This is a genomic window from Catonella sp., from assembly GCF_057250765.1.
In genome coordinates, this window is sequence record NZ_DBHIEC010000030.1 from 1 (window position 1) to 18,904 (window position 18,904).

At 37.7% G+C, this 18,904-nt stretch carries 17 protein-coding genes and 1 pseudogene; 16 read left to right on the forward strand and 2 right to left on the reverse strand.

Annotation, left to right across the window (positions count from 1 at the left end; all coding sequences use genetic code 11):
• Positions 1 to 386: 386 nt before the first annotated feature.
• From ACO6HM_RS11765 to ACO6HM_RS11785, 5 genes are all read left to right on the forward strand, one after another.
• On the forward strand, positions 387 to 1,235 hold the full coding sequence (locus ACO6HM_RS11765; protein WP_485391223.1) for a bacteriohemerythrin: 849 nt from the start codon (positions 387 to 389) through the stop codon (positions 1,233 to 1,235).
• 132 nt (positions 1,236 to 1,367) lie between these two features.
• Positions 1,368 to 1,634: a 30S ribosomal protein S15 gene (gene rpsO, locus ACO6HM_RS11770; RefSeq protein WP_208428392.1), complete on the forward strand. Its 267-nt coding sequence runs from the start codon at positions 1,368 to 1,370 to the stop codon at positions 1,632 to 1,634.
• 202 nt (positions 1,635 to 1,836) lie between these two features.
• Positions 1,837 to 3,360, forward strand: coding sequence for an Ig-like domain-containing protein (locus ACO6HM_RS11775; RefSeq protein ID WP_485391224.1), 1,524 nt, complete (start codon positions 1,837 to 1,839; stop codon positions 3,358 to 3,360).
• Between the two features lie 13 nt (positions 3,361 to 3,373).
• Entirely contained in the window at positions 3,374 to 4,183 is an 810-nt protein-coding gene (locus tag ACO6HM_RS11780; RefSeq protein ID WP_485391225.1) for a putative ABC transporter permease, read from the forward strand.
• On the forward strand, positions 4,173 to 4,652 hold the full coding sequence (locus tag ACO6HM_RS11785; RefSeq protein WP_485391226.1) for an HD domain-containing protein: 480 nt from the start codon (positions 4,173 to 4,175) through the stop codon (positions 4,650 to 4,652). The genes ACO6HM_RS11780 and ACO6HM_RS11785 overlap by 11 nt, the downstream gene beginning before the upstream one ends.
• Positions 4,653 to 4,758: 106 nt before the next feature.
• Here ACO6HM_RS11785 and ACO6HM_RS11790 read toward each other — a convergent pair whose 3' ends face one another.
• Positions 4,759 to 5,931, reverse strand: coding sequence for a BTAD domain-containing putative transcriptional regulator (locus tag ACO6HM_RS11790; protein WP_485391227.1), 1,173 nt, complete (start codon positions 5,929 to 5,931; stop codon positions 4,759 to 4,761).
• 155 nt (positions 5,932 to 6,086) lie between these two features.
• On the opposite strand from ACO6HM_RS11790, the gene ACO6HM_RS11795 reads away from it, so the two are divergent.
• The 5 genes from ACO6HM_RS11795 (at position 6,087) to metA (ending at position 10,961) form a co-directional block, all read left to right on the forward strand.
• The gene (locus ACO6HM_RS11795) at positions 6,087 to 6,344 is read left to right on the forward strand and encodes a hypothetical protein (protein WP_485391228.1); all 258 of its coding nucleotides are present in this window, start codon (positions 6,087 to 6,089) and stop codon (positions 6,342 to 6,344) included.
• A 91-nt stretch (positions 6,345 to 6,435) separates the two neighbouring features.
• On the forward strand, positions 6,436 to 7,335 hold the full coding sequence (locus ACO6HM_RS11800) for a hypothetical protein (protein WP_485391229.1): 900 nt from the start codon (positions 6,436 to 6,438) through the stop codon (positions 7,333 to 7,335).
• 26 nt (positions 7,336 to 7,361) lie between these two features.
• On the forward strand, positions 7,362 to 8,066 hold the full coding sequence (locus ACO6HM_RS11805) for a pseudouridine synthase (protein ID WP_485391230.1): 705 nt from the start codon (positions 7,362 to 7,364) through the stop codon (positions 8,064 to 8,066).
• Between the two features lie 8 nt (positions 8,067 to 8,074).
• On the forward strand, positions 8,075 to 10,060 hold the full coding sequence (gene ligA / locus ACO6HM_RS11810; protein WP_485391238.1) for an NAD-dependent DNA ligase LigA: 1,986 nt from the start codon (positions 8,075 to 8,077) through the stop codon (positions 10,058 to 10,060).
• Positions 10,050 to 10,961 (forward strand): homoserine O-acetyltransferase MetA, encoded by a 912-nt coding sequence (gene metA, locus ACO6HM_RS11815; RefSeq protein ID WP_485391231.1) that lies wholly within the window; start codon positions 10,050 to 10,052, stop codon positions 10,959 to 10,961. The genes ligA and metA overlap by 11 nt, the downstream gene beginning before the upstream one ends.
• A gap of 161 nt (positions 10,962 to 11,122) precedes the next feature.
• On the opposite strand, the gene ACO6HM_RS11820 is transcribed toward metA, so the two are convergent.
• On the reverse strand, positions 11,123 to 11,425 hold the full coding sequence (locus ACO6HM_RS11820) for a YerC/YecD family TrpR-related protein (protein ID WP_485391232.1): 303 nt from the start codon (positions 11,423 to 11,425) through the stop codon (positions 11,123 to 11,125).
• A 502-nt stretch (positions 11,426 to 11,927) separates the two neighbouring features.
• Here ACO6HM_RS11820 and ACO6HM_RS11825 point away from each other — a divergent pair.
• The 6 genes and pseudogenes from ACO6HM_RS11825 (at position 11,928) to ACO6HM_RS11850 (ending at position 18,810) form a co-directional block, all read left to right on the forward strand.
• The gene (locus ACO6HM_RS11825; protein WP_485391233.1) at positions 11,928 to 13,220 is read left to right on the forward strand and encodes an ATP-binding protein; all 1,293 of its coding nucleotides are present in this window, start codon (positions 11,928 to 11,930) and stop codon (positions 13,218 to 13,220) included.
• Between the two features lie 242 nt (positions 13,221 to 13,462).
• Positions 13,463 to 14,440, forward strand: coding sequence for a hypothetical protein (locus ACO6HM_RS11830; RefSeq protein WP_485391234.1), 978 nt, complete (start codon positions 13,463 to 13,465; stop codon positions 14,438 to 14,440).
• A 198-nt stretch (positions 14,441 to 14,638) separates the two neighbouring features.
• Entirely contained in the window at positions 14,639 to 16,114 is a 1,476-nt protein-coding gene (locus tag ACO6HM_RS11835; protein ID WP_485391235.1) for a class I SAM-dependent RNA methyltransferase, read from the forward strand.
• A 299-nt stretch (positions 16,115 to 16,413) separates the two neighbouring features.
• Positions 16,414 to 16,668: pseudogene (locus ACO6HM_RS11840) on the forward strand (hypothetical protein); the annotation flags it as partial.
• Positions 16,669 to 16,690: 22 nt separating this feature from the next.
• The gene (locus ACO6HM_RS11845) at positions 16,691 to 18,160 is read left to right on the forward strand and encodes an RNA-binding domain-containing protein (RefSeq protein WP_485391236.1); all 1,470 of its coding nucleotides are present in this window, start codon (positions 16,691 to 16,693) and stop codon (positions 18,158 to 18,160) included.
• 95 nt (positions 18,161 to 18,255) lie between these two features.
• Positions 18,256 to 18,810 carry a DNA-3-methyladenine glycosylase I gene (locus ACO6HM_RS11850; RefSeq protein WP_485391237.1) on the forward strand — a complete coding sequence of 185 codons (555 nt, stop codon included), beginning with the start codon at positions 18,256 to 18,258 and terminating at the stop codon, positions 18,808 to 18,810.
• Positions 18,811 to 18,904: the final 94 nt, after the last annotated feature.

An 18,904-nucleotide genomic window follows, 5' to 3' on the forward strand; every position in this document is an offset into this window, starting at 1 on the left:
GCTTGACCAAAGAAAAAGGAAAGATGTTGATTCGGTTGCAGTTTTGAAGATATATATAAAAAAGGACACCTAGGGGTGTTCTTTTTTTTATGTTATAGGAATTTTTAGAATTCTTTATAACATAAAAAATCTCTGAGCTACAACTATATGGTGTATATACAGTTGTCGTTTATATGAACATCTGCAGATAATTTTCCTGCAAAGTAGAATTACTATTAGTTGACGTAAAATATTTAATTGATTATAATTATGCGATATGCAATTAGCGGGTTCATTAAATGGTCAATGTATACGATATATATATTGTCGCATATATGCGAAAAGTATTAAATAAATTGCAATTTGCCTGCAAAAGAATTTATTATTCGTATATTCAGGGAGGAATGATGTTTAATTTTACTAAGGATTGTTTTGTTGGTGCGGTTAGTATTGATAAATACAGAATTGAATATTTTGAAATATTGAACTATGCTCTTAAGAAGGAAGCTTCAGATAGCGATTTAGAGAAGTTAAAAAAGGTAATAGCCTGTTTAGAACAGTATTCTGGTAGTGGTTTTAAGGAAGAAGAAGACTACATGACTGAAATAGTAGACAGAGAGCTTGAGGTACAGAAAAATGAGCATAAATGGTTCTCTGATAAACTACAGGTAATCAAAAGTGAAGTTGACAGTGTGGTAGATGAGACTGCAAAGGCAAAGCTTGACGAAGTGATTAGATTTATGATTAAGTGGCTGTACAGCCATATTGTGAGTAAGGATACTCTTATTAGCAAGCCTGTTATTGTATCTGAAAATAAGGCTTCTAACGAAAATGTTGAAGAAGAAAGCGCAGATCCATTTGCATTTACAAGTAAATATCTGGTTGGAGTTAGTTTTATTGATGATGAACATAAAAGGCTTTTTGAAATCATCAAAGAGGCAAACGATGTGATGCATAACGACTTTCTTTATGATAAATTTGACCAGATTAGTAATGTGCTTGGAGAGCTTGTGGAATATACTAAGGTGCATTTTGCAGACGAAGAAAAGTATATGGAGAGCATCAACTATAAGGGGCTTGAAGACCAGAAGAGGGCGCATTCTATGTTTGTAGAGAAAATTGAAAATATTAATCTTGATGATGTGGATGAAAATCAGGATGAATATCTTACCGAACTCTTGAATTTCCTCCTAGATTGGCTGGTAAACCACATCTTAAAGGCTGATATGCTCATACCCGTTGTAGAACTTAAGTAAAATTATGCTTTACTTATTTAATAATTTATGATAGAATAACCTAAGTGTGCAAACACAAAGAATACTGCCGCGCAGTATATGGATACTCCGACCTTATACTTGGCGACAGCGAATCAATGAAAGGAGAATAATATGATAACAAAAGAGAAAAAAGCCGAACTTATTAAGGAATATGGCAGAACACCTGGAGATACAGGTTCACCTGAGGTTCAGATAGCTATCCTTACTGAGAGAATCGCAGAGCTTAACGCACATCTTTCTGTTAATGCAAAGGATCATCATTCAAGAAGAGGTCTTCTTAAGATGGTTGGTGCAAGAAGAAGACTTCTTGCTTATTATCAGAAGAAGGACCTTGAGGGATATCGTAAGCTTATCGCTCGTTTAGGACTCAGAAAGTAATAGGAATATTAACACACAACACACAAACACTGAAGGATGTCACCTGGCATCCTTTTTTTGTTATTTTAAGATAAAAAACTAAAAATCTATATAAAAATGACACAAATCTATGTTATACTGTAAGAACGTTGTGAAGTTTACAAGGATGGGTATTGAAACTTAACTTCGTAACAGATTATAAGCATTATGAAAGGGATATCAGATGCATAAAATAATTAAATTGGCTGTAAAACTATCATTAGCATTTATCTTTTTTACAGCTATAAATAGTTATACCAAAGTTTCAGCTATGGCAGCAAATAGAGTAATAAAGGTAAACAATGATGATTCTAAGGAAATCCGCATAAAAGAGGATGATTTTATAACTTTTGTTCCTCAGGATAAATACAAAAAAGGGAAGAAGTCGTATTTTTATTATTCACCTGAAAATGGAAAGAACCTTTTCCAGTTTGGCAATGGAAAATACTGGGTTAATAAAAAGGGGCTTGCAACTGTTGCCATCTCCGGTATGGATAGGCAGGGAAACCTGTTTTTTATGGCAGAGTATAAGCTTATTATAGAAAAGAAAGTAGTAGCAAAAGTAAATAATGTTTCAGAGAAAAAGTCAAGCACGAATGTCGGAAACAGTAGAGGGCAGGGCAATACTGCCAATAATAATACTAATATCGGTAAAGACAATAATAATAGTAATAATAACGGCGGAAATAGTACCAGTAACAACAGTACTGTAGTAAATAACAATATTATTGCAACACCTTCATCAGTACAAAAGACTCTTGCTGACGTTTCCTCAGCAACGCTTACACAGAACAGACTAGCAGCTAAAAGGACTAAAATAGGTGCATTTGACAATGAGGTTACAAGCTTTAAGGTGGATGTTAACAGCAGGATTGAGCTAAGTGAGACTACCAATGCTAATGTTAGTGTTGTCAGTTCAAACCCTAATATGAAGGTGGCAGCCTATCTTGAAAAAAATGTGCTTTCAATAGATGTTTACAATCCGGGAGTAAGTACACTTACAGTAGATATCAATGGCAAGAAGTTTAATTTGGATGTAAATATTATCGACAATGAAATGTCATCTACTTCGATTGTATTGGCTGAGGGAGGCTCCCACCAGCTTAGAATAAGAGGTGAGGGAACGGGGAATACTGTATGGAGTTCAGCGAATCCAGCCGTTGCAGAAGTTGATTCCAGTGGAAGAATAATAGGAAAATCAAAGGGAAATACATTGATTACTGCCAAAGTTAACGGTAAGACTTTTGGATGCGTGGTTTCTGTGACTTCAGAACTTCGTAAAAATGTGGTAGAATGGGCTAGAGCTTATTCTTTAAGAAGCAAATACAGCCAGTCAAGAAGAATGGAAGAGGGCTATTATGACTGCAGCGCACTTGCGTGGAGAGCTTACAATAAGTTTGGCTTTAACATAATGAGCACCAATTACGCTCCGACAGCAGCAGCAATGGGAAAGTACTATGACCAGAATAAAAAGATAGTAGAAGGCGGACTTTCGGATGCGAATATAAGGAATATGATGTTTGAACCGGGTGACCTTTTCTTTATGGAAGGTTTTGTAAATAATGGAAGATATAGAAATGTATACCATGTTGAAATAATTTCGGGTTACACATTTAATGGCTTTGACAAGAGTGGTAATCCTATTATAGGAATTGAATTTGCCAACAGAAATCAGAGTGATCTAAGAGGTTTTGTAGGTAAACCATAAATAGGAGGGATAGATGGCATTAGGTTTATATTTTATATGTTTTATTATATTTAGCTTTATGGGCTGGATATATGAGAGTATATATTGTACCATACGTACTCATCATTGGGATAATAGGGGGTTCTTATTTGGACCTATTTGTCCGATATATGGAACAGGGGCAGTAGTTGCCACTCTGATATTTAATGAGATATTTAAGAATGGTGAAGCCAGGCTGTGGCAGATATTTCTTATATGTATGTTAGGTAGTGCGGTGATTGAGTTTGTGACTTCTTATGTGCTTGAAAAGCTATTTCACGCAGTATGGTGGGACTATAGTGCTGTCCCATTTAACATACAGGGTAGAATCTGTCTTCCTGCATCAATTGGATTTGGCATAGCAGGTATATTTGTGGTAAAATATATATCTCCAGCTGTATTTGGACTGTTTGTAGATGTTCCTCCGTTGGTAATTGAAGGAATAGCAATGATGTTGATTGCTGTACTTGGCGCAGATTTGGCACTTACCGTATCAGGACTTACAGAGCTTGTTAAGAAAATGGAGGAAATGGGTGCAGAATTCGACCGCAGAATGGAGGCTTCTTATCAGGTGATAGAGGAAAAGAGACAGCTTATTACAGAAAAGTGGGAAGAGTACGAGAAACTTACATCTGACAAGGTGAAAGAATATACGTCTACGATGAGTAAAGCTCAGCAGCATGCGCTAAGAAGTATGAAACAGTTCAGGTCAAAGGGAGCGGCTCAAATAGCAGGCAGAGTTAAGGAAACTATTGGTTTGTTGCCGGTAGTGGGAAATAAAAGGAAGAATAGCTATGAAACATAATGAAGTCATAAAGGCTGAAGTAACAAGACTCCTTGATGGGATAAATGAGCACGAACATGTGCTTAGGATGAGGACATTTATCCAGCATGGTAAGATAACTACCTATGACCACTGTTTTAGGGTGGCTGCAATGAGTTATAGAATTAATAAGATGTTCAAGCTTAAGTCAGATGAGAGAGCATTGATAAGAGGAGCATTTTTACACGACTATTTTTTATACGATTGGCATAAAAAGAAAGCCAAAATCAAAAATCTAAAGGAATTTTTCAAGTTGCATGGATTTATGCACCCTAGTTATGCGGCTGCAAATGCTAAGCGTGACTTTGGAATTGACGAAAAGGAAGAGAATATAATTAGGAGCCATATGTGGCCTCTTACAGTAACAAAGATTCCTAAGTGCAGGGAGGCTGTTATTGTTTGTATTGCAGATAAGCTGACATCGGCAACCGAGACAATACTTAGATTCTAAAAAAGCCCTTAGATACGGTGGGAGTATACCTTTAAGGCAAACATCCGTCATATCTAAGGGCTAATATTTTGATATAATATAGACGCTAAAGAAAATAAATACCTGTTTATATCTCTTTAATCTTGTAGGAAAGTGTAACTCTATCGGTTCTATGCCTTTTTTTGTATCTTGCAAGAATTCTGTTCATAACAATATCAGCATTTTCAAAATTCACACAGGATAACATGAGGATGTACTGTGCTCCACTATATTTAGCTACAACATCTCCGGTTCTAAGGCTTACCTTAAGTATGCCAAGAACCTTTGACATATAGTCATCAAGCTTAGCAAAGTCAAGTGCTTTGGCACTGTCTGCCTGAAGGGTTAAGAGGCAGAGATAGGTAGAAAGACCTAGACGCTCAAGTCTCCTCTTGGTTAACTGATAAGTTTTTACAAAATAACCATATTCGCAAAAGAATGCTCCTTCATCTGAAGAATTCTCCATAAGTTGCTCTTGGATTATAGCAAGGTCGGTCTCCATAGCCTTTTGTGTATCCATTATCTGGCTATAAAGTGTTCTAAGCTCGTCTGATGGATTGACACCAAGGCATCTATAAAGCATATTAGTAGCATTATCATAGTGGTCAAGAGCATCCTTGTAGCGGTCACACCTTATATATGCAAGTATAAGCAGGCAGTGAAGCTTTTCATCAAGGTTGTCTATTTCTATAGCTTTATGAATTACCTTTATAATTGCATCAAAATCATTGTTTTCTTCTAATAGCTCACAAAGGCTTTTCACAGCCTCAAGGTACATGCTGTGATACCTTGCACTTATAGGAATGGTCCAAACCTCTCCTGCCAGCTTAGGTATGAAATCCCCCTGATACAGCTTGAGGGCTTCCATATACCTGCTTATCTTTTCTTCTCTCGAGAGTGATGCATTTTCCGCATCCTGAATAAGCCCTTCAAATAACTCACAGTCTAGAACTATCTCGAACTCGGGGTTCCACGAATACGCCCTCCTGCTTGAAAGAATACATCCCTCACCTTCAAGTCCAAGCGGCTTAAGCATTTCCCTAGTACGAAAAAGCTGAGTCTTAAGAGCATTCACAGGGTTATTGTTGTCATCTGACCATAATGAATCAATAAATCTGGACTGAGTAATCGCAGAATTATGATTCATAACAATAAAAGCAAGAAGATTCCACATCTTTTTGGAACGATTAATATCATCTGATACTGTCTTTCCGTTATATTCAATGCTGAATTTCCCTAAAACAGAAATATTCATTGTCATACGGCTACATCCCTCTCTGAAACATTCTATATTTAAGTCCATTATACAGTGTATACTATGGTTTGGCAACCACGAATTTTGCACGAGTTTTATATCTAATTGTAATATAAACATGATATAATTGCAAATATAATATGATTAGTCGTGGAGGATATATGGATAATATAAAAGTGGTTGTTTCTCCTGTAATAAAGCAGGATGGGAGACAGAAGATATTCATAAGCTTTATAGATGAAGAAGATAAGAGAGAGGCTGAGGCAATCATACCGGGCCTAACTTTTATAAAGAATATAGGATTTTCAGACGAAGAACTTGATGAATTCAGGGAATTTCTTGAAAATGAACAGGGAAATATACTAGAAACAGCAAGGACAATCAACCCTTTAGCTGAATTTTTCAGAAAAAAGAAGTAGAAACTTAAGCAGTATTCGTATGATTCCTTGAATTAAATACTTAAAAATAGTATAATGATAGGGTACGATTTTAGCTTAAGTGAGGTTAATTATGCGTTTTAAATATAAAAAGATAATTATTAGTGCAAGCTTTTCTATTATGCTGCTTGGTATGGTTGTATTTACAACTAAAAAATCTGTAGCTACAGGCACTGAAAGTGCGACTGGGGTTGTAAGGGATACTACATCAGTAGTAGATAATGAGTCCTCCCATGCAACAGGGAGCAATAGCTCGTCTGGAGTTGCTTTGGGGGTGGGTAGTAGTGCATCTACATCTTCCGCATCAAATGAGGAGACAAAGAATACAGATAACAGTAGTAATGCAGCGGGTATCAGCATCCTTATGAAAAATGCTTATCCTGAGGTAAATAAGCTGGTAGAGGAGTATCTCGAGGCCAGGCTTAAGGTAGATAAGGCTGAAATAACAAAGCTGGTTGACAATGTAAACTATGCAGGCATAGAAGAATTGCCTAAGATAATGAAAAACTTTGAAAGTATCAAGCTGGATGATTGCTACACTATAGATGGTCCTGAGGAGAGTGCAAAAATGGTCTATGCGAAGACTGAAATTAAGATAAAGGGCATAGATACCACTGCTTCCAGTATTGACGGCTTCTATGTAAGGGCTGATGAGGGTGGTGATTATAAGATAATCCTATCGCCTTTACCCGATGAAGTTCAGAAAATCATTGATGAAGATATTAAAAGAGATGATGTGAGTGCCCTGCTTTCAGATGTCAATACTCAGTTTGCACGCGAAATTAAAAGTGATAATAAGCTTGCTGACTTCTTTTCTAAGCTACAGAATAGAGAAGCAGGAAGTAATGAAGAGATAAAAGTATCAGACGGTAAGGATGATGCAAAGAGTACCAAGCAGAAGAAAGAAAAGTCAGGTAAAAAGTCAGAAAGCAGTAAAAAGAACACAAAAAGTAAGAAGAGTAAAAAGAAGTAATTATGGTTCGGATAGCATAGGTGATTATGGAATCAATTAGGATAAATAAATATTTAAGTGAAGCTGGTGTTTGCTCCAGAAGAGAGGCAGACAAGCTAATTGCAGAGGGCAGGGTGTCGATAAATGGAAGCCATGCCCTCTTAGGCTCTGTAGTAAGCGAAGGTGATGAAGTTCAGGTAGATGAGAACATAATCGTGGGAAGTGCAAAAAAAGTCCTTATAGCTTTCAATAAGCCAAGAGGTATAGTCTGCACTACAAAGGATCCAAAATCAAAGGATGTAAATATAGTAGAATACATCAACCATCCTGAGCGGATTTTCCCTGTGGGTAGGCTTGATAAGGACTCAGAAGGACTCATTCTTCTTAGCAATGACGGAGACCTTTCTAATAAGATAATGAAGGCGAGAAATTACCACGAAAAGGAATACAAAGTAGAAGTAGATAAGCCATTTGACGATGAATTTCTTAAAAAAATGTCAGAAGGAGTACCTATTCTTGACACTGTAACAAGAAAGTGTAAACTAAAGCGTACAGGTAAAATGTCATTTAATATCGTTCTTACACAGGGCCTTAACAGGCAGATAAGAAGGATGTGTGAGTATTTTGGCTACAAGGTAGTTAAGCTTAAAAGAATAAGGATAATGAATATAAAGCTTGGTAATCTAAAGCCTGGTACATACAGAAATGTTACTGAAGAAGAATACAATGAGCTTGTAAAGGGATTGAGGTAGATATGGATATAAATGCTAAAAAACAGAGGATGAAAGAGCTGATAGAAGTACTTGATAAGGCAGCAAAGGCTTATTATGCTGAAAGTGCAGAGATTATGAGTAATGCCGAGTATGATAAGCTCTATGACGAACTTGAAAGTCTTGAAAAAGAAACAGGCATAGTGCTTGCAGGAAGCCTTACAAAAAAGGTGGGTTATGAGGTACTTAGCTCCCTTCCTAAGAAAGCTCATAAGGAGCCAAGACTTTCCCTTGCCAAGACTAAAGAAGTGTCTGAACTTGAATCATTCCTCGGAGATAAGGAGGGAATCCTCATGTGGAAGTTAGACGGGCTAACCATAGTACTAACCTATGAAAATGGTGAGCTTGTTGAGGCTCTGACAAGAGGTAACGGAGAAATAGGAGAGGTTGTTACCGAAAATGCAAGGTTTTTTGAAAATATTCCTCTAGTAATCCCTTATAAAGGCAGTCTCATGGTGCGTGGAGAGGCTATAATCAAGTATTCGGACTTTAATAGGATAAATGATGAAATCACTGATGTAGCTGAAAAATATAAGAATCCAAGAAACCTCTGCAGTGGCTCAGTTAGACAGTTATCTACAGAGGTTACTGCAAGAAGAAATGTAAACTTTATTGTATATGAGGACTTAGAGGGCGGAGAGAAATTTAAGACAAGGGTGGAAGAGCTTAATTACCTTGAAAGTCTTGGCTTTACTGTAGTTGACCATCCTCTTGTAACTAGAGACAGCCTCGAAGCAGAGGTAAGGACTTATGAAAAGAGAATAAAAAGCTATGATATCCCATCTGACGGTTTGGTACTTCAGTTTAATGACATAGCATACGGCAACAGTCTTGGGAAAACTTCGAAGTTTCCAAGACATTCCATAGCATTTAAGTGGAAGGATGAGACTGCTGAAACGACTCTTCGTGAGATAGAATGGTCTGCCTCAAGGACAGGTCTCATCAATCCTGTAGCCATCTTTGATCCTGTAGAACTTGAAGGCACTACAGTAACAAGGGCGAGTGTCCATAATGTAAGCATAATGAGAGGGCTAAAGCTTGGTGTGGGAGACAAGATTAAGGTATATAAAGCCAATATGATAATTCCACAGATATTAGAAAACCTAACTGGAAGTGATGCTGAAGAGGTACCTGAGTTCTGCCCTGTATGTGGAGGAAGGACTGAGCTTAAGGATGAGGAAGGAGTACAGACGCTCTACTGTACCAATCCTGACTGCATGGCGAAGAAGATAAAGCTCCTTACGCATTTTGTAAGCAGGGATGCTATGAATATAGCAGGACTTTCAGAGATGACCTTGGAGAAGTTTGTAGGAGAAAATATGATACATGAGCTAAGTGATGTATTTAAGCTTAAGTACCATAGAGAAAAGATAGTTTCATTAGAGGGATTTGGCGAGAAATCTTACAACAACCTCATAGAGAGTATAGACAAGGCAAGAGAAACTACTGCGGTAAGAGTGCTTTACAGCCTTGGAATTGCTAATATCGGATTAGCAACTGCCAAGCTTATATGCAGATTCTTTGATAATGATATAGAGAGGATAACAAAGGCAAAGCCTGATGAGCTCACCAAGATAGACGGTGTAGGCGAGGTCATGGCAGGAGTATTTGCAGATTATTTTAATAAGGATGAGAACCTTAGGACTTTGGAACATCTTCTCCGAGAGGTGCATATTGAAAATGCTGAAGCAAATGCGAATGATGAGGGCAGCAGTGAAGGTGGTAATACGATTTCGGGACTTACCTTTGTAGTTACAGGTGATGTGGAGAAGTTCAAGAACCGTAGAGAGCTGTCTGACTTTATTGAGAGTAAGGGCGGAAAGGTAACGGGTTCGGTTACCGGTAAGACTGATTATCTTATAAATAATGACCTTACATCTAACTCAGGTAAGAACAAAAAGGCAAAGGAACTTGGAATCAAGATTATAAGCGAGAACGAGTTTTTGGAGCTTGTAGGAGGTAGTAATGCCGATTAAGGTAAAAAATAATTTTCCGGCAAAGAAGATACTGGAAGATGAAAATATATTTATAATGGATGAAAACAGGGCTATGTCTCAGGATATTCGCCCACTTAAAATACTTATACTAAATCTGATGCCTCTTAAGGAGGATACGGAAGTTCAGCTGATGAGGGCTCTTTCCAATACTCCTCTTCAGGTAAATGTTACATTTTTAACAACTGAAAGTTATGTAGGGAAGAATACCCCAACAAGCCATTTGGATGAATTCTATGTGACATTTTCAGAGATTGAGAATAAAAAATATGACGGTCTCATCATTACAGGGGCTCCGGTTGAAACCTTGGCCTATGAGGAAGTTGCTTACTGGAAAGAAATCTGTGAGATTATGGACTGGGCAAAGACTCATGTGACCTCAACTCTTCATCTGTGTTGGGCGGCAATGGCAGGAATGTACCATTATTATGGAGCTGATAAGTACCAGTTTGAGGACAAGCTTTTTGGCATATATCCACATAAGGTTTATAACAGGAAAGAGCCGCTAATAAGAGGGTTTGATGATTATTTCTATGCACCTCATTCAAGGCATACAGGGGTTAAGAGAGAGGACATTGTAAAGAATGATGACCTTGTGATACTTGCAGAGTCAGAAGAAGCAGGGGTATTTCTCTTTATGACAAAGGACGGAAAACGTATCTTTGTTATGGGGCATCCCGAGTATGACAGAATGACACTTGATGCGGAATACAAGAGGGATAAGTCTAAGGGGCTTCCTATCGAGCTTCCTAAGAATTATTATCCTGAAGACAATCCTGCAAAGAGGCCTGTTCTGTCATGGAGGGCACATGCCAACACGCTTTATACTAATTGGATGAACTATTATATCTACCAGAACACGCCTTATGATTTGACGAAATAAAAGATGTGGATGATTTATTGAAATGTGCTAGATGGCAGAATATATAATGAAAAAAGCCGGTGTCAAGAAAATGCAGGTAATGGGTATAGTTTAAGTATAACCCATTATACATATGTATCTTTCTTGTTTTGCCGGCTTTTCGTTTGAAAAAACTAGCGAGATTATTCCTTTATAGTTTCAGATTCTATCCTCTCCATAGCTATGCTGTAGCCGTCATTGCCATATTCCAAGGAACGGTTAACACGGCTTATGGTTGCGGTGGAAGCCCCTGTTACCTCTGATATTTCTATATAGGTCTTTCCCTCAGTTAGCATCTTAGCTACCATAAGTCTCTGAGATATGGTAAAAAGTTCATTTATGGTACAGACATCTTCAAAAAAATTATAACATTCTTCCCTGCTTTTAAGTGTGAGGACTGCATCAAAGAAGTAGTCCATAGCTGGTGTTTTTAGCTTATCTTTCATTTCGTTATCCTCAATTATTTATCAGTTGCATTCTCATATAAAAAGTAATATTTAACTATAGGCAAGGCAACCGAGTATTTTGATTCATATTTTAACAAATCTCCTGGAAATATCATAATTTGCGCAAAGGAAAATCAGATAATCGCAGTTGATTTATAAGACATGTCCATTTTAACACTTTACAAGGACAAAGTAAAGAGCGAATAATTCTAAGCTAATATTGATAGATATTAATTATAATGGCATAATGAAGGCTGTATAGGACGTTGCTTTGATGTCAATACGTATATGTAAGTAATGAAAATGTGTGAGAGTTAATGGGAGTGAGGTAATGGAGAAAAATGAGATATCAAAGATCAAAACTATAAGATGGAATAAAAAACATATTATGCCACGAAAATTATTCCTTATGATTGCGATTACTCTTTAACTGTGATAAAATATATACAAATAAAAAACGTGGCAAAATATATAAATTATTCGCAGAAAAGAGGCGTGGGATATGATTATAGAAAGAAAGCAATATTTAGATGAACTAATTAAGAAAAAGGATAACGGAAGAATTAAAATCATCACAGGTATCAGAAGGTGTGGTAAGTCATATTTGTTGTTTGAACTATACAAGAATTATTTATTGAAAAATTGTATAGCTGAAAACCAAATTATTGAAATGGCTCTCGATGATATCGAAAATAGTGGGTATAGAGATCCGTTTAAGCTCAATGAATATATAAAAAATAAGATAACTAGTGATAAAAGATATTATATTTTTATTGACGAGATACAATTTTCAAGGTCGGTAAAAAATCCATATATTGATGATGAGGATGAAAAGATTACTTTTGTTGATACATTACTTTCACTTATGAAACGAAAAAATCTTGATATATATGTTACCGGAAGTAATTCAAAAATGCTTTCTAAAGACATTTTGACACAATTTAGAGATAGGGGAGATGAAATACATGTTTATCCTTTATCATTTGCTGAGATGAGTAGCTGTTACGAGGATAAAGATAAAGCCTGGGAAGATTATGTACTTTGCGGTGGAATGCCATTTGTACTAGAAATGGACACCTTTGAAGAAAAGAGCAGATATTTGAAAGGATTATTTGAGGAAACATATATTAAGGATATCATAGATCGAAAGAAGATAAAAAATAGTGAGGAAGCATTAGAAGTTTTACTAGATTTTGTATCATCAGCAGTAGGCTCACTTACAAATCCACTTAAGCTATCTAATAGATATGCTTCGGAAAAAAAGATAAATATATCAAATAATACTATTTCAAAGTATTTAACATATTTTGAAGAAGCCTATGTTTTGTATGCTGCTAAAAGATACGATATTAAAGGTTCAAAATACTTTTCTACACCACTTAAATACTATTTTGCTGATATTGGTCTTAGAAATGCAAGATTGAATTTTAGACAAGTTGAAGAAACGCATATTATGGAAAATATCATTTACAATGACTTGTTAAGAAGAGGATTTAATGTTGATGTGGGTGTTGTGGAATATTTTCCAAATGTGGAGGGAAAAACAACAAGAGTACAATTAGAGGTTGATTTTGTTATTAACAGAGGAAATCTCAGATATTATATTCAATCAGCTTTTGCTATAAACAGTGAGGAGAAGAAAGAACAGGAAAGAAACTCTCTAAAACGAATTGACGATTCTTTTAAGAAAATTATTATTGTTAGAGATAATATAGTGCCAAGATACGATGAGTATGGGATTTACTACGTTGGAATCAGAGACTTTTTGTTAATGGACGATTTTCTTGAATCGTAATTGAATAACTTTGCAATGTCCAAGGTCACAATTTGTAACCTTGAAAGAATGAAATCAATATTTAAATTCAAGCTCAGACTGGAACTTACTTTTTCAAATAACAAATTATACACTAACAATTCACCCTGATATTGAATGAATTTAATTCTTGTGGCATAATGGAGGCTGTATAGGACATTGCTTTGATGTCAATATGTATATGTAAGTAATGAAAATGTATGAGAGTCAATGGGAGTGAGGTAATGGAGAAACTAAAACTAAATCTTATAGAAAAATGGGATACAAACGGTGAATATACATTTGTCCATAGTTGTGGAATATTAAGTGGTGGCAGGGCATTGGTGCTTATATCTGAGGTTGAAAACTATCGTAAATACTGTGTTCTTGAGCTTTCATCACAGGGTATTAGAAAGGTTGCTGCCTTTGATTACACAGGCAGCAGGAGAAATTATCCTGTGTTTTTTAGGTGCGGAGAAGGATTTGGCATAGTAAAGCCTGAGAATGAGCTTCTGTACTACACCGGAGATTTCTCTTCTCCTACGGTCATACCAATCAAAAATGGCTCCTTATTTTCAGGAAAGATTGTGCCTGAAAAGGCTGAGCAGAGGCCTTTTCAGGTCGTATCCGACAGCACTCTCATACCGGTTTGCTTTGAGAATAAGGTATATTATGACTTATCAAGGTGTTTTGCTTTGTTAGATATTGATTTTAAGGGGAGAAAAGCCAAGTGGAAGAGCTTTTTGGAAATTGATAAACAGGGATTTACAAATCATGATGAAAGTAATGAAGAAATGCCTAAAATAGACTCCTTGAAAATACTTAACAATGAAATCTATGCCTTTACTTCAGGAGAAAGCACAACATCTGTCAATAAATGGGGCTTAGACTACTATGCACTTGCTAAGATCTCAGACAAGGGAAGGGTAATCGAAAAGTATATTGAATCGGATAACTTGAAAAATCCAGAGAAAAAAGGCGGTGTAAACGGGGTATTTACAGACTCAGACTATGTGATATTGACTCCATTATTTAAGAGCGATGAGTGGAAAGGGAAACAAAGAGTATTCTCCCTAAGTAATGGAGAATACTTTGACATAGGTTTTCCAAAAGGGATGTCAAAGCATAAACTGCATAATATTAATGGCAATCTCTGTCTGACTTCTCTGTATGATAGAGGGTTACAGGAGATTGCACTATGTAACATAGAAGAAATTGGCTAAGTTATATGGTATAGGTGTAAAAGTTGATTTATTATCTTTTATGCGCACTCAGTGGAAGTATTTAGCAGGTAATACTGAAAATAGTGAATTAACGTATTTTTACTGAGATTGAGCAAAATAGGTATTTAGTTATTTGATAGAATGTGGTATTAAATGATACTGATAACGATAAATGTATAAGCCAAGAGGAGATAAATTTTGAAAAAAGGTGAGACTGGCGAAGGAGTAATAAGCTATGTAGATTTTCCGGATAAGGGGATAATCCTGCTTACAGACGATGAAAGAAAGGTTGTACTTAAGGGCGGAATCGAAGGACAGAAGGTTAGATACAGGGTTGGGAAACGAAGAAATGATAAGTACGAGGCTCGTATAGAAGAAGTAATAGAAAAAGCACCTACAGAGACCAGGGAGCCTGCCTGTAAGAACTATGGACTTTGTGGAGGCTGTTCATATCATACCCTGCCTTATGAGGAGCAGCTAAAGCTAAAAAGTTCACAGGTAAAGAAGATGCTTGACAGGGTAATTAGCAGTGATTATGAGTATGAGAAAATACTTGGAAGCCCCACAGAGTGGGAAACCAGAAATAAGATGGAGTATGCCTTTGGGGACAGCTATAAGGGAGGACCAATGTCACTTGGTCTTCACAAGCGTGGGCATTTTCACGATATTTTATTTACAGATGACTGCAAGATAGTTAATGATGATTTTAACAAGATATTAAGATGTGTATTCGAGCATTTTAATGAAGCAGAAATCTCATTTTATAATAAGGCAATGCACAGAGGGTATCTCAGGCATTTGCTTGTAAGAAGGGCATCTAAGACAGGTGAAATCCTGGTTGCCCTTGAGACTTCATCAGACTTTATCACAAAGGACGAAAAAACAGCCATGGAAATGGAGAGTCTGAAGGAATTTTTGGCTTCTCCTAATGCAGTGTATGAAAAGAGAGAACAGAGTCAGGCAGAGAAGGACATCTTGGTAGAGATGGCGGAGAAACTAAGGAAGGTTGGTTTAGAAGGGGAGATAACTGGTATTATCCACCTTGTAAATGATGAAGTTTCAGATGATGTGAAGGCAGAAAGACAGGAAATTCTCTATGGCAGGGATTACATAAATGAGGAGCTTCTGGGGCTTAAGTTTAAGATAACCACATTTTCATTTTTTCAGACCAATTCTCTCGGTGCTGAGGTGCTCTACAGCAAGGTAAGGGAGTATGTGGGTAACAATGAGGGAAATGTGGTCTATGACCTCTACAGTGGAACAGGCACCATAGGACAGATTATTTCTCCTGTGGCAAAAAAGGTTATAGGTATAGAAATAGTGGAAGAGGCTGTAACCGCAGCCAATGAAAATGCAAAGTTAAACGGACTTACTAATACGGAGTTTTTGGCAGGTGATGTATTTAAGGTACTGGATGAAGTGAAGGAAAAGCCTGATTTCATCATTCTTGACCCTCCAAGAGACGGTGTATCTCCTAAGGCTCTAAAGAGGGTATTATCTTACGGAGTAAAGGATATAGTTTACATAGCCTGCAAGCCAACCAGCCTGGTAAGGGACATCCCTGAGTTTGAGGAGGCAGGATATAGGGTGAAGAAGGTCTGTCTCTGCGATATGTTCCCGGAGACGCTGCATGTGGAGACGGTCTGTCTGCTGTCAAGGGTCGAATGGGAATAGCCGCGAAAGCATAAGTATACCGCGGTTTTCAGGCAATCGGGCAAATTTGGCACCGGGTAAGCGGAACGCTCTGCGGCAATTTATCCAAGGACAATCCAGCTCGAAAAGTGTGAGAGTTGAGTTGTCTTGATAGATGTCACTATGTTAAGTTGCCGAGTTAGATGTTGGAGGAATTGTTATATGGCATCAAGCAAAGAATACTTGGATTTCATATTAGAGCAGTTGTCCGTATTGGATGACGTGTCCTACACCAGACGGCCTGCGGCTCATCATGCGGCGTATGAGTAAGTCAGCATAGAAACGCAGCAAATGCATTGTGGGGTATTCGAGAAGGGTATGTTTCCTTATTAGTCGATTTTGAAGTGCTTGAAGATAGTGAAATACAAAAAAGGAGAGATGTTCTTTGGGATAAAGTTTCAGAGGTCAATAGTAATTATCCTGCAACTGATAAGAAAAGCTACAGGGCTGCGCAGAAGGCTTTGCAAAAGGAAGAAGAACAGACTTTTAAGGAGAACGAGGTTGATTCCATTTTGCCTAATGGAATTGATAAGTGAATAATCGAAAGGGGTGAGTTATATGATACTCCCTGAAAATTTGATGAACTTGATTCGTCAGGGTGAAGGACTGACCGTCGAATTCAAAAAATCGACTACGGATATCACGAAAGATGTCTACGATACCGTTTGCTCTTTTTCCAATCGAGATGGCGGTCATATTTTCTTTGGTGTAAAAGATAACGGCACGATTCTCGGTGTTGATAAGGACTGCGTCGAGCAGATGAAGAAAAATTTTGTTACGACGATCAACAATGAGAGCAAAATGTACCCGCCGCTCTATCTGACTCCAGAGGAATATGAGATTGATGGGCGTATTGTTCTTTACGTCTATGTCCCGGTTGGAAAAACCGTTTATCGCAATGCAGGCAGAATATTTGACCGTAATAATGAGTCTGACATCGATATTACAGATAATGCGGACATGGTTTTCAACCTTTATGCCCGTAAGCAAAGCACCTATTTTGTGAATAAGGTCTACCCTGCCATCCCGGTTTCAAGCCTTCGCCATGATCTTATGGATCGGGCAAGGAGAATGACGAGAGTGAATACTGAGCACCATCCGTGGGTTGACATGACGGATGAGGAGATGCTCAGAAGCTGCGGACTAATACTTGAGGATCCGGAAACAAACAAAGAAGGTATCACACTTGCGGCAATCTTACTCTTCGGCACAGATAACCGTATTATGTCCGTGTTACCTCAGCATAAGACAGATGCTATTTTCAGAGTGTTCAATGTTGATCGTTATGATGACAGAGATGTGGTGATCACAAACCTGATTGAAAGCTATGATCGTCTGATGGAATTTGGGAAGAAGCATCTAAATGATGTATTCACTCTGGATGGCATCCAGAGGGTAAGTGCCAGAGACAAAATCCTGCGTGAGATTATCTCAAATCTGCTTATGCATCGTGATTTTTCCAGCGGATATATACCGAAGCTTGTTATTGAACGGGATAAGATCAAAACAGAAAATGCCAACCTTGCGCATGGGCACGGAAACCTGAATCTGAAAACTTTCAGGCCATTCGCAAAGAATCCGCCGATAGCAAAAGTGTTCAGGGAGATCGGCCTTGCTGACGAGCTGGGAAGCGGTATGCGAAACAGCTATAAGTACACAAAGATGTATTCCGGCGGGGAGCCAACCTTTACGGAAGCAGATGTTTTTACGACAGTGATTCCCCTTTCCGAGGCGGCAACGGCAACAGTAGGGCCGTCTACAGAACTTGATTCAAGGGAACAAGATAAGGAGCAAGTAAAGGAACAAGATAAGGAGCAAGCCACGATACAAGATCTTATTCAATTTTGCTCCATACCTCGCAGCAGGAAAGAAATGCAAGAGTTTATGGGGCTGACCGGCAGAAGAAACTTTTCGGAAAGATATATTAAGCCTTTGCTTAATGCAGGAAAAATCGAAATGACGATACCTGATAAGCCGAATAGTAAGAACCAAAAATATAAAAAAGTGAACTTTGAAGTCAAAAATTGAAATTTGGAAATAGAAAAAGAAGGAATCTCACTGCCATCACTAGTGGCGGGGAGCGAGACAAATTATAAAATTGAGTATATGAGAAAGGACATGCAATGAGCAGTCAGTGTCGAATTTGGACGAAAGGTGATCCGGTACTTGAAGAATACCATGACCATGAGTGGTGCAAGATTAATCATGATGATGATTTTGAATTTGAGATGCTGTGCCTTGAAGGGGCAAGTGTCGGGCTTTCCTGGGCAACGGTAATGCATAAGCGGGAGAATTACCGCAGCGCATTTCACAATTTCAAAATTGATGCCTGTGCAGTTATGACAGATGAAGAACTTACGGCTTTAATGACCGATACAGGCCTTATACGAAATCGCAACAAGATCTTCAGCGTCCGCAAGAATGCACTGGCAGTACAGAAGATACAGAATGAGTTTGGCTCCTTTGATGCATATCTTTGGAGCTTTACAGGCGGACAGCAAATCGACAGGCATTGGAAAGAACTCTCAGAAATACCTGTAGAGTCTGATGTTTCTATTCGACTGAGCAAAGACATGAAAAAACGTGGCATCAGTTTTGTAGGCCCGGTCATCACGTATTCTTTCCTGCAGTCTATCGGGATTGTAAATGACCACTTAGCCGATTGTAAATATCGATAGGAGACCAGCTATGAACAACTATATAAAATTAAATGAAGACAGATGGAATAATGTAAAAAATGACTATACTGAGCCATTGACACATGAAGAATTA